This window comes from Hymenobacter guriensis, from assembly GCF_015773195.1.
Classification (GTDB): Bacteria; Bacteroidota; Bacteroidia; order Cytophagales; family Hymenobacteraceae; genus Hymenobacter; species Hymenobacter guriensis.
This window is the reverse complement of the sequence record NZ_JADWYK010000016.1, coordinates 119246-132896: the sequence shown is the minus strand read 5'-3', so window position 1 is coordinate 132896 and position 13651 is coordinate 119246. Positions and strand designations below refer to the sequence as shown.

Annotated in this window: 15 protein-coding genes; 12 read left to right on the top strand and 3 right to left on the bottom strand. The window is 64.2% G+C overall.

Features of this window, described 5'->3' with window-relative positions; translation table 11 throughout:
• Window positions 1-257: 257 nt before the first annotated feature.
• Window positions 258-1112, top strand: coding sequence for a murein L,D-transpeptidase catalytic domain family protein (locus I5L79_RS20075; protein ID WP_196956864.1), 855 nt, complete (start codon window positions 258-260; stop codon window positions 1110-1112).
• A 53-nt stretch (window positions 1113-1165) separates the two neighbouring features.
• On the opposite strand, the gene I5L79_RS20070 is transcribed toward I5L79_RS20075, so the two are convergent.
• Window positions 1166-2146: a lipid A deacylase LpxR family protein gene (locus tag I5L79_RS20070; RefSeq protein ID WP_135398571.1), complete on the bottom strand. Its 981-nt coding sequence runs from the start codon at window positions 2144-2146 to the stop codon at window positions 1166-1168.
• 267 nt (window positions 2147-2413) lie between these two features.
• Here I5L79_RS20070 and I5L79_RS20065 point away from each other — a divergent pair, with 267 nt between their 5' ends.
• The 9 genes from I5L79_RS20065 to I5L79_RS20025 all read left to right on the top strand — a co-directional run bounded on the left by I5L79_RS20065 (window position 2414) and on the right by I5L79_RS20025 (window position 11510).
• Window positions 2414-2809 (top strand): HYC_CC_PP family protein, encoded by a 396-nt coding sequence (locus I5L79_RS20065; RefSeq protein WP_135398569.1) that lies wholly within the window; start codon window positions 2414-2416, stop codon window positions 2807-2809.
• A 166-nt stretch (window positions 2810-2975) separates the two neighbouring features.
• Complete coding sequence (locus I5L79_RS20060) at window positions 2976-4337, top strand: efflux RND transporter permease subunit (protein ID WP_135398567.1); 1362 nt, start codon at window positions 2976-2978, stop codon at window positions 4335-4337.
• Window position 4338: 1 nt separating this feature from the next.
• Entirely contained in the window at window positions 4339-6231 is a 1893-nt protein-coding gene (locus I5L79_RS20055) for an efflux RND transporter permease subunit (protein ID WP_135398565.1), read from the top strand.
• A 10-nt stretch (window positions 6232-6241) separates the two neighbouring features.
• Window positions 6242-7552: a TolC family protein gene (locus tag I5L79_RS20050; protein WP_196956863.1), complete on the top strand. Its 1311-nt coding sequence runs from the start codon at window positions 6242-6244 to the stop codon at window positions 7550-7552.
• Window positions 7530-8954: an efflux RND transporter periplasmic adaptor subunit gene (locus tag I5L79_RS20045; protein ID WP_196956862.1), complete on the top strand. Its 1425-nt coding sequence runs from the start codon at window positions 7530-7532 to the stop codon at window positions 8952-8954. The genes I5L79_RS20050 and I5L79_RS20045 overlap by 23 nt, the downstream gene beginning before the upstream one ends.
• The gene (locus I5L79_RS20040) at window positions 8947-10446 is read left to right on the top strand and encodes an efflux RND transporter periplasmic adaptor subunit (protein WP_196956861.1); all 1500 of its coding nucleotides are present in this window, start codon (window positions 8947-8949) and stop codon (window positions 10444-10446) included. Before I5L79_RS20045 ends, I5L79_RS20040 begins: the two co-directional genes overlap by 8 nt.
• A gap of 58 nt (window positions 10447-10504) precedes the next feature.
• Window positions 10505-10897 (top strand): metal-sensing transcriptional repressor, encoded by a 393-nt coding sequence (locus I5L79_RS20035; protein WP_196956860.1) that lies wholly within the window; start codon window positions 10505-10507, stop codon window positions 10895-10897.
• A 57-nt stretch (window positions 10898-10954) separates the two neighbouring features.
• Window positions 10955-11227: a glutaredoxin gene (locus I5L79_RS20030; RefSeq protein ID WP_196956859.1), complete on the top strand. Its 273-nt coding sequence runs from the start codon at window positions 10955-10957 to the stop codon at window positions 11225-11227.
• Between the two features lie 85 nt (window positions 11228-11312).
• The gene (locus I5L79_RS20025; RefSeq protein ID WP_196956858.1) at window positions 11313-11510 is read left to right on the top strand and encodes a hypothetical protein; all 198 of its coding nucleotides are present in this window, start codon (window positions 11313-11315) and stop codon (window positions 11508-11510) included.
• A gap of 81 nt (window positions 11511-11591) precedes the next feature.
• Here the strand turns inward: I5L79_RS20025 and I5L79_RS20020 are convergent, their stop codons facing one another.
• Window positions 11592-11936 carry a hypothetical protein gene (locus tag I5L79_RS20020; protein ID WP_196956857.1) on the bottom strand — a complete coding sequence of 115 codons (345 nt, stop codon included), beginning with the start codon at window positions 11934-11936 and terminating at the stop codon, window positions 11592-11594.
• 77 nt (window positions 11937-12013) lie between these two features.
• A complete protein-coding gene (locus tag I5L79_RS20015; protein ID WP_196956856.1) occupies window positions 12014-12658 on the bottom strand; it encodes a hypothetical protein in 645 nt (214 codons plus the stop codon).
• A 95-nt stretch (window positions 12659-12753) separates the two neighbouring features.
• Here I5L79_RS20015 and I5L79_RS20010 point away from each other — a divergent pair, with 95 nt between their 5' ends.
• Entirely contained in the window at window positions 12754-13104 is a 351-nt protein-coding gene (locus I5L79_RS20010) for an ArsR/SmtB family transcription factor (protein ID WP_196956855.1), read from the top strand.
• Window positions 13105-13134: 30 nt separating this feature from the next.
• Window positions 13135-13599 (top strand): DUF6428 family protein, encoded by a 465-nt coding sequence (locus I5L79_RS20005; protein ID WP_196956854.1) that lies wholly within the window; start codon window positions 13135-13137, stop codon window positions 13597-13599.
• Window positions 13600-13651 lie beyond the last annotated feature (52 nt).

The following is a 13651-nucleotide window of genomic DNA, read 5'->3' as shown; positions in this document are numbered from 1 at the left end:
AGGCTTGAAGCCGCCGGGCGACCACGGGCTGCGGCATGTCTTCGGTCAGCAGTAGTTCCAACAGCACATCAAAGAGCTGAACGGGCGTTTTTTCCGGGGAGAGGTTGGTCACGCGGGAAGGGTTGGGGGTGGGCACAAGCCACGGAACAAGCGCAGTGGCGGAGCTGGTAAAGAAACGCATCATTCTGACGAGAGCCACGCAAAATTGGTGTGCTTTTTGGATACTGGCGGTCCTGCCTGCTTTTATTTCCACTCGCATGAAAATCAACCTGCATTGCTTGCGCCTGCGGCCCTGGTTTAGCCGGCTCGGGCTGGCCCTGCCGGCTTTAACCGGGCTGCTGCTACTAACTACGTCCTGCTCGGCCCCCATCACCCCTTCGGTGGCGGGAGCCGGTCAGGCGCCGGCTCGGCTGCGGGTGAGTGCGCCCGTTGCTGCGCGAGTAGCAGCTACGGTTTCATCGCCGGGCCATGTGGCGGCATACGACACGCTGGTTCGCCGGCGCTACGCGGCCCTGGGCGCGCAGCAGCAGGGCCTGCGGTTTTCCGTGTTCGAGCAGGCCCTCACGGGCTACCTTAACCTGCGTCGACAGGGCCAGGCACCGGCCGCGCCGCCGCGCCTGGCCGTGATTGACTTCGATTTGCCTTCCACCGAGAAGCGGCTCTGGGTGCTGGATTTGGCCGCCAACAAGGTGCTGTTTCGCACGCTCGTGGCCCACGGCAACCAAACCGGGCAGCGTGAGGCCACGCGCTTCTCCAACACCCCCGACAGCCACATGAGCAGCCTGGGCTTTTACGTCACGGGCAGCACCTACGTGGGCAAGCACGGCCGCTCGCTGCGCCTGCAGGGCCTGGACGAGGGGTTCAACTCCAACGCCGCCGCCCGCGCCATCGTGGTCCACGGGGCCGACTACGTCAGCGAGGCCGTCATCAAGCAAACCGGGCGGCTGGGCCGCAGCCAGGGCTGCCCGGCCCTGCCCCTGGACCAGTACCTGCCCATCATTGACAGCCTGCAAGGCGGCGCGGCCCTGTTCATCAACAAGTCGGATGCCGGCTATGCCTCCCCGTACCTGGACGAGCAGGCGGCCAGCGCGGCACTGGGCGGGCTGTCATAGGGCAGGAGTACGTATATAAGCGGCGCCGGCTAAGGCCGCGGTACGGGTGCCTGTTAAAAGGCGGCCCGGATGCTGATGGTGTTCCAGCGGTGGGAGCGGGCGCCGGTGAACTCCGGTGAAACCCAGGTCAGGGCCGTTTCCACGCGGACGCCCGCGTAGCCCAGCCCCAGGGTGCCGGTGCCCTGCGCCACGGCCCGGCGCACGGCGGAGGCCGGCAGCACGTAGGGGTTGCGGCGGTTGAAGAGCCCGCCCTGCAGCGTGGCGTTGTAGCCCACCAGCCGGCCTTCTACCTGCGCCTGCCCGTAGGCCTGCACCCGTCCGTGCCCGCCCCGGGCGGCCCGGCCGGCGACGCCCAGCCCTTCGAACGTGGGCTGGCGCCAGCCCACCCGCAGGGTGGTGCCCGCGGCCGCGTAGGTCTGCAGGGTGCCCAGCGAGGCAGCGGCCGCGCCGTTGAGTTCGGCCACCCGGCCCAGGGCCAGCAGCTGCTTTTCCACCCGGGCCTCGTAGCCCAGCACCACGTCGGTTTGCACCTGGTAGTCCCAGCCCCGCGGTGTGGGCGCTCCCAGCAGCTCGTGAAACTTGGTTTGGAAACCTTTGGCGCCCGCCCCCGGCCCCAGCAGGCCCACGTTCAGGGCGGTCGTTAGCCGCAGCCGCCGTCCGGGGTGCGTGGCCACGCGCAGCAGGTCGGCGTAGATATACGAGGCGTAGGGCCGGTCACCGACCCGGATAAACGGGTCCTGGATGCGCAGGGGCGTGAAGCCGTCGTAGTGCAGGCGGATGCCGTGGTGCAGGGTGCTGCCGGCCGGCACGGGTCCCAGAATTCGATTCACGGGGGAGTATTGCAGGGCGGGGCTTACCAGCAGCAGCGTCATGCCCTGGGTGTAGTAGTAGTCGGTTCGCAGAAACGCGTCGTTAGCAAACGAGTATTCGAGCAGCCGGTCCGCGCTGACCCGGGTGCTATCGGGTAGGTGCTGTGCAGAAACGCTCGTCAAAACAAACGCGCAAAGCAATGTTAAGCCAGCTTTATAGAACATGATGATTGGCAAGGAGCTGTTGCATCTACGTGCTTGCTCACTTCCTTGGGTTCGCTACCACTCATTCCATCAGTTCAACGCCCAGGCATCCGCCCATAAATTTTGTGTGCGTCCAACCAGCCAAAACTTTACAATGCATTCGAGGTAATGCAAGGGGAGGCGCTGCCTTCGAAATTGTATAAGTTCTAAACCGGATTCTGTAAAACTCCCTCTTGACCACCCCGTACCTTTGCTAATGCGCCGGGACCCTTCCGGCTTGCTTTGCTCGTGAAACGCTACGTTAGCCTGTTCCTGCTCTTTAGCTACCTGCTGTCCAGCCCCGGGCTGGTGTACAGCATGCACTTCTGTGGGCAGGCCCTGACGGCAGTAACGGTAGCGCCCGACGCCGACAAGCACTGTTGCTGCCAGGATACCGGGAAGCCGGACTGCGGCTGCTGCCACGACCAAGAGGTCGTCAGCGCGGCCAAGGACCTGAAGCTGACGGCAACGCACTTCCTGCTGCAGGCGCCCGACGTGGCTCTGGCTCCGGCTGTATTGCAGCTGGTGTGGCAGCTGGCCCTGCTGGCGTATCCCACCAATGAGCCCGCGAGCAAGCTCGTGGCGCACGCGGCCCCGCCGCCCGAGTGCCCCGCTTACGTGCGCGGCCACGCTTTTTTGATTTAGCATACGGGTTGCTTTCCAATTCCCCCGGCCAGTTGGTCGTGGGGCTTTTTGGCTTGCCCGCTGCCAAGCAGCCGGCCCCAACTCAGGCTGTCCGCCCCGCCGACGTCCCCACTCTGGGGTTTCCGGTCCGGCCGGGCCTTACCATCTTCTTGCTGCTAATCAGCTTATGATTGAGCGACTCATCTCCCTTTCCCTGCGGAACCGCTGGCTCGTGCTGCTGCTCGCCGCCGGGCTGTTCGCCTGGGGCGCGTACTCGGTGCGCGCAAGCAAAATCGACGCCATCCCCGACCTGTCCGAAAACCAGGTCATCGTCTTCACCGAGTGGATGGGCCGCAGCCCCCAAATCCTGGAAGACCAGGTGACCTACCCGCTGGTCACCAACATGCAAGGGCTGCCCAAGGTGAAGTCCGTGCGCGGCACGTCCATGTTCGGCATGAGCTTCGTGTTCCTCATCTTCGAGGACGACGCCGACATCTACTGGGCCCGCGAGCGGGTGCTCGAACGCCTCAACTACGCCCAGCGCCTGCTGCCGGCCGGTGTGACGCCCACGCTGGGGCCGGATGGTACGGGCGTGGGCCACGTGCTCTGGTACACCTTGAAAGCACCGGGCATGGACCTGGGCGAGCAGCGCGCCCTGCAGGACTGGTACGTCAAGTTCGGCCTGCAAAACGTGCCCGGGGTGAGCGAAGTGGCCAGCTTCGGCGGCTTCCAGAAGCAGTACCAGGTGACGGTGGACCCGACCCGGATGACTTATTACGGCCTCACCCTGCCGCAGGTGCTGGCCGCCGTGCGCAGCAACAACAACGAGGCCGGCGGGCGCAAGTTCGAGCAGTCGGGCGTGGGCTACATCATCAAAACCACGGGCTACATCCAGGATATGGCCACGCTGGAAAACGTGCCCGTCGTCACCCAAGGCACCACGCCCGTACGCATCAAGGACGTGGCCACGGTGCAGATGACCGGCGAGGCCCGCCTGGGCATCATGGACCTGAACGGCGAGGGCGAGGCCGTGGGCGGCATCGTGGTGATGCGCTACGGCGAAAACGCCGACGCCATGATAACGCGGGTGAAGGCCAAGATGGAGCAAATCCGCGCCGGCCTGCCCCCGGGCGTCTCGTTTCAGCTGGTGTACGACCGCAGCGGGCTGATTCAGGACTCGGTGGACTCCATCAAGCACACGCTCATTGAGGAGATGGTGGTGGTGTCGCTGGTGGTGCTGCTGTTCCTCTTCCACTGGCGCAGCGCGCTGAGCATCCTGATTCAGATTCCCATTACCATCGCCACGAGCTTCATCCTGCTCAACGCCTTCGACATTTCCTCCAACATCATGTCGCTCACCGGCATCGCCCTGGCCATCGGCGTCATCGTCGACAACGGCATCGTGATGACCGAAAACGCCTACCGCAACCTGGCCGAGTACCAGGCCGGCGAAACGTCGGGCGGCGCCACAAGCACCGACTCTCTTGACCCCGGCCCGGCCAGCCCCGCGCCGGCGGCCAGTGCCCCTTCCACCTCAACTCCCGCATAACATGGACAACACCAAACGGCTCGAAATCATCGAGTCCTCCAGCAAGCAGGTGTCGCGGGGCATCTTCTTCTCCACCATCATCATCGTCACCTCTTTCTTTCCGGTGTTCCTGCTCACCGGGCAGGAGGGCAAGCTGTTCCACCCGCTGGCCTGGACCAAGAGCTTCATCCTCATCATCGACGCCATCCTGGCCGTGACGCTGGCCCCGGTGCTCATCTCCTTTTTCCTGAAGGGCAAGTTCAAAACCGAGGACCAGAACCCGCTGAACCGCTTCCTGGAGCGCATCTACTCGCCCATGCTGCACTGGGTGATGCGCTGGCGCAAAACCACGCTGGCCATTAACGTGCTGGCTTTGCTGGTCAGCATTCCGCTGGTGCTGAGTCTGGGCACCGAGTTCATGCCGCCGCTCAACGAGGGCTCCATCCTGTTCATGCCCGTGGCCCAGCCCGACGTGTCGAACACGGAGATGAAGCGCATCCTGCAGGTGCAGGACAAAATCATCAAGCAGGTGCCCGAGGTGCTCAGCGTGCTCGGCAAGGCCGGCCGGGCCAGCTCGGCCACCGACAACTCGCCCATCAACATGATAGAAACCATCATCCTGCTCAAGCCCCGCGAACAGTGGCGCGCGGGCATGACCAAGGCCAAGCTGATTGAGGAGATGAACGGCAAGCTGCAGATTCCGGGCGTGGTCAACGGCTGGACCCAGCCCATTATCAACCGCATCAACATGCTGAGCACCGGCATCCGCACCGACGTGGGCGTGAAGGTGTACGGCCAGAACCTGAGCACCATCAACCAGGTGTCCAACCAGGTGAACGCCGCCCTCAAAGGCGTGCCCGGCGTGGAAGACCTGTACGTGGAGCCCGTGACGGGCGGCAAGTACCTCGAAATCGAAATGAACCGCCCCGAGCTGGCCCGCTACGGCCTCACCGTGGACCAGGTGAACGAGGTAGTGGAGTCGGCCATCGGCGGGGCGCCCATCGCCAGCACCGTGGAGGGCCGGCGCCGCTTCGCCATCAACGTGCGCCTGGCCCAGGACTACCGCAACAGCCTCGCGGACCTCAAGCGCATCCCCATCCAGAGCGCGGGCTTCGGCCCGGTGCCGCTCTCCGCCGTCACCACCATCCGCTACGCCGAGGGCCCGCCGATGATTAGCTCGGAAAACGCCCAGCTCCGGGGCGCGGTGCTCTTCAACGTGCGGGGCCGCGACCTGGGCAGCACCGTGAACGACGCCATGCAGAAGCTGCAAAGCCTGGAGAGCAAGCTGCCCCAGGGCTACTACCTGGAGTGGAGCGGGCAGTACGAGAACCTGATTAGCTCGCAGCGCACGCTCAAGCTGATTCTGCCGCTGGTGCTGGTGGTGATTTTCGGGGCGCTGTACTTCGCCTTTCACTCCGTGCGGGAGGCGTTCATGAGCCTTATCACCATCCCCTTCGCCCTGATTGGCGGGGCCTACATGGTGTATTTCTACGGGGTGAACTTGTCGGTGGCGGTGGCCGTGGGCTTCATCGCCCTGTTCGGGCTGGCCGTGGAAACGGGCGTCATCATGGTCATCTACCTCAACGACGCCATGCAGCGGCTGGTGGCCGAGAAAGGCAACTCCCGGGAAACCATCAGCCCGCAAGACTTGCAGGAGGCTGTGTTTCACGGCGCGGCCAAGCGCCTGCGGCCCAAGCTGATGACCGTGTCGGTGTCGCTCTTCGGGCTGGTGCCGGTGCTCTGGGCCACCGGCACGGGCTCGGACGTGATGCTGCCCATCGTGCTGCCCATGATAGGCGGGGTGTTCACCTCGGCCACCCACATTCTCCTCGTCACGCCGCTCATCTTCCTGTATACCAAGGAGTACGAGCTGCGCAAATTCGGAAAAATCGATGTCCTCGAAGTCTCTCATTAAGCATCATCCCATGAAATACTGGCTTAATCTAATACTAATCGTCTCCCTTCTGGCGGCGGGCCCGCAACGGGCCTTCGGCCAAAAGATGAGCAAGGACATGAATATGGCGGCCCCGGGCGGCCCCGTGCTGCCGCTCGACTCGGTGCTGCAGCGGGTGGAGCGCCGCAACCCGGCCGTGCAGCAGTACGCCTACCAGGCCCGGGCCAAGGAAGCCGCGGTGGCCGGCTACAACAGTTGGGAAGCCCCCAAGGTCAGCGCCGGCCTCTGGATGACGCCCTACAACCAAGCCAAGGCCCGCGAGCTGAGCGGCGCTGGCCCCAACCAGCTGCAGGGCCAGGCCATCGTGTCGGTGGAGCAGATGATTCCCAACCCGGCCAAGCAGCGGGCTCGGCGCGAGTACCTAAGCTCGCAGTCAGCCGCGGTGCTCGCCGACCGCCAGTACCGGGTGGTCCAGCTGCGGGCCCAGGCCAAAACCCTTTATGTGGAGCAGGCCGTGCTCACCAAAAAGCTGGCCGTGCTCGACGAAAACGAGGAGCTGCTGCGCTTCCTCATCAAGCTGGCCGAGGCGCGCTACCCTTACAACCAGGCCACGCTGCCGAGCATTTACGACGCTAAGGCCCGGCTGGAAATGCACCTGAATGACCACCGGCAGGCCGACGCCCTAGCCGCGCAAAACCAAATCATGCTCAACACGCTCATGAACCGGCCCCGCAGCGAAGCCTTCGCAGTGGACACGGCCGTGCTCAACACCGCGGCCCACGCCCTGGCGCCGGTCGATACGGCCGCGCTGGCCGGCCGCCGCAGCGACGTGCGCAGCCTGGACCGGGCCCTGACCACCGTGCGCCTGAGCCAGCAGCTGGAAGCCAGCCGTCGCCTGCCCGACTTTGGCGTGCAGTTCGACCACATGCCTTTTCTGGGCACAGGGGCCAATCAGTTCACCCTGATGGGCTCCGTGAGCTTGCCCCTGGTGCCGTGGGCGGCGCGCGAGTACCGGGCCAACACGGCCGCCCTGGGCTTTGAGGCGCAAGCCCTGCGCAAGCAGCGCGAGGACGTGCTCAACGAAGCCAGCGGCCGGCTGGCCAGCCTGCAAACCGACCTGACGCTACGCGCCGACCAGACCCGCGCCTTTGAGCGCCGCATCCTGCCGGCGTTGCGCCGCAGCTACCAAGCTACCATGCTGGCTTACGAGCAGAACACCGGCCAGCTCTTTCAGGTGCTCGAAGCCTGGACGACGCTCAAGCGCACCCGACTGGAATACCTCGACAACGTGCAACAACAACTCACCCAGCAAATCGCATATGAAAAAGAGCTGGAACAATAGCCTGCTGCGGGCCCGGCTCGCACTCCTGCTGGTTCTGCCCCTAGCGCTGCTACTTAGCGCCTGCGGGACCGACAAAAAGCCGACGGACGCAGCCAGTACTACCGAGGCCCCGGCCGGGGACATCTACACTTGTCCCATGCACCCGCAAATTGTTCGGGATAAGCCCGGCGACTGCCCCATCTGCGGCATGGCCCTGGTGAAGAAGCCCGAAGCCGGCGGCGCCCAAGCCCCGGCCAGTGGGAGTCTGCAGAACCTGCTGAGCTCGCCCGATGCCACGGTGGTTTCTACCCAGGCCACCGTGTACCCGTCGGCTGGCTCCCCGGACCTCTCGCTGACGCTAACCGGCCGCGTGGAGTACGACACGCGCCGCACCCAAGCCATTGCCGCGCGCTTCGGCGGGCGCATCGAAAAGCTGCTCGTGCGCTACAACTACCAGCCCGTCACCAAGGGCCAGAAGCTGCTCGAAGTCTACAGCCCCGAGCTGGTGACGGCCCAGCAGGAGCTCATTTTCATTCTCACCCAGGACGCCGAGAACCAAACCCTGTTGCGGGGCGCCCGCCAGAAGCTGCGCCTGCTGGGCTTAACCGACGCGCAAATCAACCGCACCATCGCGACCCGCAAGCCCACTTACAGCGTAGCCGTCTACAGCCCCTACACCGGGTACGTGGTCGAGCAGCCTGCCCAGCCCGGAGCGGCCCTGCCGCCGCTACCGGCTCCGGCCGGCGGCATGAACAGCGGCGGGGGTGACCCCATGGGAGGCGGAGCATCCTCCGTCGCCAGCACACCGGCGGTAGCAAACATGCCGGTCGAAGCTGGCCTGACGCTCACCGAAGGCGCCTACGTGACGACGGGCCAAATCTTGTTTCGAGTGGTCAACACCAAACGGGTGTGGGGCGTGTTCGAGCCCCGCCCCGATGAGTTGGCCGCTCTGCAAGTAGGGCAAACCATCCGGGTGCTGCCCGAGAATAACCCGGCCCGGGCAGTAACGGCGCGCATCGACCTAATTGAGCCCTTCTTCCGTGAAGGAGCACGCACCGGGGCCGTGCGGGTACACCTGAACAATGCCAACGAGCAGCTGCGCAGCGGCGCCCTGCTCACGGGCACCGTGAACGTGCCGGCAAAGGGTGGGCTGTGGCTGCCCCGGGCCGCGGTGGTGGACCTGGGCAACCGCGAGGTAGCCTTCGTGCGCCGCGGCGGCGCCTTCCAAGCCGTGCCGGTGCAGACCGGTCGGCGCAGTGCCGACCGCGTGCAAATCCTGCAAGGCGTGAGCGAGCAGGATGCCGTGGCCACCAACGCCCAATTTCTGGTGGACGGTGAAGGCTTCGTGCAAACCGCCCGAACCCCGACGCCCAGCCAGTCCCCCACATCGACCTTATCCAAGACCGACTACCGCGATGAATAAGCTTTATAACCTGCTCACCCGCTGGACCTGGGGCCGCTGGCTGGCCTTCGCGCTGCTGGCCGGCCTGCTGACCTTCGGGGTAGGGGCCTGCCAGAAAGCCGCGCCCAAGGACCCACACGACCACGAGGCCGCCAGCACCTACTTCACCTGCCCCATGCACCCGCAAATTATGCGGGACCAACCCGGCAAGTGTCCCATCTGCTCTATGGACCTGATGAAAGCAACCAAGCAGGTAGCGGCGGCTAAACCCGCCCCGGCCGTTGCGCCGGCCGCGGCGCTCACGCACTACACCTGCCCGATGCACCCCCAGATAAGCCGGGAGCAGCCCGGTAAATGCCCCATTTGCGGCATGGACCTCGTGAAAGCGACCAAAGTTGCTCCGGCGGCAAAGACATCTACCGGGACGGCAGCCCCCGCCCCGGAAGTGATGCTGAGCGTGCAGCAGCGGCAGCTGGCCAACATCCGCGTGGCTGCCCTCGGCAGTGGTCCTGGTGGCGCCGGTAGCGCCGTGGGCAGCACCGTGCTCACGGGCACCATCACCGCCAACGCCAACCAGACCCGCACGGTGAGCAGCCGGGTGGCCGGGCGCGTCGAGCGGCTGTTCGTGCGTCAGACCGGCGAATCCATCCGGGCGGGCGCCCCGCTGGTGTCCATCTACAGCGAGCAGCTGCAGGCCCAGCAGCAGGAATATCTGCTAAGTCTGGCCCAGCAGCGGGCCGGGAGCGCGGGTGGAAACCAGTACGGCCGCTTGGTGTCCAGCGCCCGCCAGCGGCTTCGACTGCTTGGAATGACCGAGGGGCAGCTGCGCACCTTGGCTGCCCTGGGCCGCCCTATGGCCTCCCTGACCTTTTACAGCCCGCAGGCCGGCCTGGTGCAGGCCGTGGGCGTGACGGAAGGGCAGTACGTGGGCGAGGGTGCCATGCTGGTGTCGCTCACCAACCTGTCCTCGGTATGGGTGGAAGCCCAGCTTTACCCCGAAGAAGTTTCGGGCATCGAAATGGGCCAGTCGGTGCAAGTGCAGGTCGCGGGCTTGCCCGACACCCCTTCCGGCCGGGTGGTCTTTCTAAGTCCGGCGCTTCAGGCCAACAGCAAGGTGACGCTGCTGCGCGTGCAGCTGGCCAACGCCGCCGGACGGCTGCAGCCGGGCATGCAGGCCAACGTGCGCCTGCCCAATCGGGCCACAACGGCCCAAGCCCTGACCCTGCCCCAGGACGCAGTGCTGCGCGACAGCCGCGGCAGCTACGTGTGGCAGCAAGTGGATGCTGCCGGTCGCTTCCGCCGTCTTAAGGTCAGCACAGGGACTGAAACCGACGAGAGCGTGGCCATCACCGGCGGGGTGGAGGCCGGTGCGCAGGTGGTGGTCAGCGGTGCTTACCTGCTGGAAAGCGAATACGCACTCTACCAAGGCACCGACCCCATGGCGGGCATGGACATGAAAAAGCCCGCCTCGGCCCCAAAGGCCCCGGCCATGGCGCCAAACATGAAAATGTAATCAGCAGACCCTTGACGGATACCCCCAGCGACTTCGTACTTGCCTAAAACCATAGCCCATGCTCCCGAAAGACCTCACCCGCGACCTGAAAAGCCGCCTTAATATGCTGGCCGGCCAGCTGCAGGGCATCGGCAAGATGCTGGACGCGGAAAACATCGAGCCCGACCAGGTGCTGGTGCAGTTCAAGGCCGTGACCAACGGCCTGAGCAGCGCCGAGCACCTGCTGCTGTACGAGGTATTTCGCAAAGGGCTGGCCCTGCAAATTGTCGACGTGGTGGGGGCCTGCCCCGGTGACTGCCAGGACGCGGGGCGCATCGAGGAGCTGCGGCAGCAGTTTCCGAGCCTGAGCGAATGCGAGCTGACGCAGAAAATGCAGGAGCTGCGCGAGATTGGCGGGCGGCTGGCGCAGCACAATGCGAGCCTGGAGAAAAAAGATGAAAATAAGTCTTGACGGACACCCGGGGGGTGAGCGGAGCTTTGTCTCACTGTTTTCGCTAACCCCTTTCCTATGAAACGCATCATCGAAGTATTCACCGCCGGCTGCCCCTTGTGCAACCCCGTGGTGGAACTGGTCAAAAGCACTGCCTGCAGCAGCTGTGACATCATCACGCATAACCTAACGGAAACCGAAGCGGGTAACCCCGCCCTGCGCCGGGCGCGACTGCTGGGCGTGCAAACCCTGCCCGCCGTGGCGGTGAACGGCGCATTGCTGGCGTGCTGCCAAACCGGGGGCATCACCAAAGAAGCGCTGGAAGCCGCCGGCATCGGTCAGGCGGCCTAGCCTTCTTATTGCCGCAGGGTACGGCCTGCGCTTGCTCATCGGCCCGACTGCCGCAACCGGCGGGCCTTCTCAAACCCTTTGTTGTATGAAACAGAAAGTGTTGATGCTCACCTCCGCGGTCCTGCTGGCCGGCGGAGCCTTATTTGGCTTTACCAGCCCGACCAAAACAGCGGACTGCCCCTTGAAAGGCACCCCCGAGTGCCCCCTGGTGAAAAACTGCCCCGCTAAAGGCACCGCCGCTTGCACCCTGGCGGGTGTGCCCGCCTGCTGCGCGAAGAAGTAAGCACGTCGTGCTTACAAGTTGGCCGGTTCCTGTATCTGGGGACCGGCCTTTTTCGTGGGTTTGACCAAGCATCTATCAAGCTCAGGCGAGCAGGTAGCAGGAAAACAGGGAGGTGCTGGTTCGAATCATGGCTTCCAGCTCCGCATCCGTGTAGCGGCGGCTGGCGGAATACGCCTCGGCCAGCACCGGCGGGATGTGCACTATGTTCACCGCATACCTGCCCGGCCGGTTTCGGGCATAAGCGGGCACGGGCGGGGGCAGAGCGAAGCACTCGTTCCGCGCTAAAATATCAACCCGCATTACTTCCACGGCCATCAGCGTACCGGCGGCGTTCAGCAACTTCCGGCCGGTTGGGGTGAACCGTACCGGGTCCCCGTAGCTGTTCAAGGCTTGCTCGATGTGCCGAATGACTTGCAAGTAGCTCATGGATGCACGTTGGAAACCGACCCCTGCATACGCAGGGCGCGGCATAAGCTCCCGGCTCTTTTTCTGGGCCTTGAAACTTACCGCGCCGGGCTCCTGATAACAAGCGGTTGGGTTACGTTGAGCGCCACCTGCCCGGCGGCAAGCACGGGCGCGTCACGAAGCGCGGGGTTCTGGAAGTAGGGCCGGATTTCTATCCGCAGCAGGTGCTGACCTTGGGCTAAGGCTTTTTCGCCGCCGTTGGCCAGGAACCGGTACCAGAGTGCCGGTCCCCACCCGCTGGCCGGGCGGCCATCATTGAGCAGAGCTTGGTGCAGTACCGTTCCAGTGTTCTTACTAGTTCGGTCGACGGCCCCGGCCGGAAGGTTGGCGAGGTATATTAACTGCTTGTCGACGTAGAAGCTAAACTGATAGGTGCCAGTTCGGGACAACTCCTGCTGGGGTAAGTGGGGTGCTAGGCGGTGCAGAGCCTGGGTAAGGGACGAGCCGAGAAAAGCGGTGAAATACAGCCCGCTTTGGGGACTTAGGGGGTAGGTGCTTAAGCCGATGTATCCCGCGCCCGGGTAGCCATTGACGGGAGCAGCGGTGGGACTGAAGAGTATCTGCCCGGTGTGCGTTTGGTGGAAGCCGGGGGTGGCGCCGGTGAATGGCACCGGCGCCGTCGGCTGCGCGAACAGCGGTACGCCGCAGAGCAACGAAAGCAGGAAAAGCAGGCAGCTTTTCATAGCACAGAAGGAACGGCCATAGAGAAAAAGTATCTATGTCGCAAACTTACGACGTATTATGCCGTATATTTGCGACATAGTTTAACAACCTTCTCATGACGCACGCCAAAACCGCCGCCTTTACCGAAGAGCAACAGCACTTGGCCCGCGTGGCCAAGGCCCTGGCGCACCCGGCGCGGGTGGCCATCATTCAGCTGCTGGCCAGCAAGCAGACCTGCATTTCCGGGGATATTGCGGCTGAGCTGCCGCTTTCGCGCACCACGGTGTTTCAGCACCTTCAGGAACTGAAGGCGCTGGATTTGATACGCGGGGAAATTGACGGGCTGACGGTGTGCTACTGCCTCAATACCGCGCTGCTGCAGCAGGTGTACCAGCAATTCACGGCCTTTTTCATTGAGGCTACGGCCGGTGCCGCTTGTGGGCCGGACGAGGCCTGCGGTTGCTAATCTTACTATTCACCCTTTACCCCTTCCACCATGAAAATCTCTGAAATGAAGCAGTCCCTGGCGGGGCTCGACGCGGTGAACTTTCGGTTGCCTTCGGGCGAGTATCTGCCGGCCCACTTCCACGTGACCGAAGTAGGATTGGTGACGAAGCACTTCATTGACTGCGGTGGCGTGGAGCGCAAGGAAACGCTGGCCAACTTCCAGCTGTGGGAGGCCGGCGACTACGACCACCGGCTGGCCCCGCAGAAATTTCTGCACATCCTTAACCTGTCGGAAAAGATTCTGGGCAGTGAGGATTTGGACATCGAGGTGGAATACCAGCAGGACACCATCGGCAAGTTTGGCCTGACGCAGGAGGGCGACGACTTCGTGCTGACGCAAAAGCAGACGGCCTGCTTGGCGCAGGATGCCTGCGGCATTCCGAGCCACCAGCTGGTGGGGCTGCCGCAGCTGCAAGCGGCTTCGTGCTGCACGCCGGGCGGCGGGTGCTGCTAAGGTAACCAACGGCACGGCTCTCAGGGGTTGCGCCGTTTTACTTCTCCCCTCT

Bases quoted from the DNA above. Each gene is read 5' to 3' on its own strand.
- I5L79_RS20040 (WP_196956861.1), top strand. From the start codon at position 8,947: ATGAATAAGCTTTATAACCTGCTCACCCGCTGGACCTGGGGCCGCTGG.
- I5L79_RS20075 (WP_196956864.1), top strand. From the start codon at position 258: ATGAAAATCAACCTGCATTGCTTGCGCCTGCGGCCCTGGTTTAGCCGG.
- I5L79_RS20045 (WP_196956862.1), top strand. From the start codon at position 7,530: ATGAAAAAGAGCTGGAACAATAGCCTGCTGCGGGCCCGGCTCGCACTC.
- I5L79_RS20030 (WP_196956859.1), top strand. From the start codon at position 10,955: ATGAAACGCATCATCGAAGTATTCACCGCCGGCTGCCCCTTGTGCAAC.
- I5L79_RS20005 (WP_196956854.1), top strand. From the start codon at position 13,135: ATGAAAATCTCTGAAATGAAGCAGTCCCTGGCGGGGCTCGACGCGGTG.
- I5L79_RS20035 (WP_196956860.1), top strand. From the start codon at position 10,505: ATGCTCCCGAAAGACCTCACCCGCGACCTGAAAAGCCGCCTTAATATG.
- I5L79_RS20050 (WP_196956863.1), top strand. From the start codon at position 6,242: ATGAAATACTGGCTTAATCTAATACTAATCGTCTCCCTTCTGGCGGCG.
- I5L79_RS20020 (WP_196956857.1), bottom strand. From the start codon at position 11,936: ATGAGCTACTTGCAAGTCATTCGGCACATCGAGCAAGCCTTGAACAGC.
- I5L79_RS20060 (WP_135398567.1), top strand. From the start codon at position 2,976: ATGATTGAGCGACTCATCTCCCTTTCCCTGCGGAACCGCTGGCTCGTG.
- I5L79_RS20015 (WP_196956856.1), bottom strand. From the start codon at position 12,658: ATGAAAAGCTGCCTGCTTTTCCTGCTTTCGTTGCTCTGCGGCGTACCG.
- I5L79_RS20070 (WP_135398571.1), bottom strand. From the start codon at position 2,146: ATGTTCTATAAAGCTGGCTTAACATTGCTTTGCGCGTTTGTTTTGACG.
- I5L79_RS20055 (WP_135398565.1), top strand. From the start codon at position 4,339: ATGGACAACACCAAACGGCTCGAAATCATCGAGTCCTCCAGCAAGCAG.
- I5L79_RS20025 (WP_196956858.1), top strand. From the start codon at position 11,313: ATGAAACAGAAAGTGTTGATGCTCACCTCCGCGGTCCTGCTGGCCGGC.
- I5L79_RS20010 (WP_196956855.1), top strand. From the start codon at position 12,754: ATGACGCACGCCAAAACCGCCGCCTTTACCGAAGAGCAACAGCACTTG.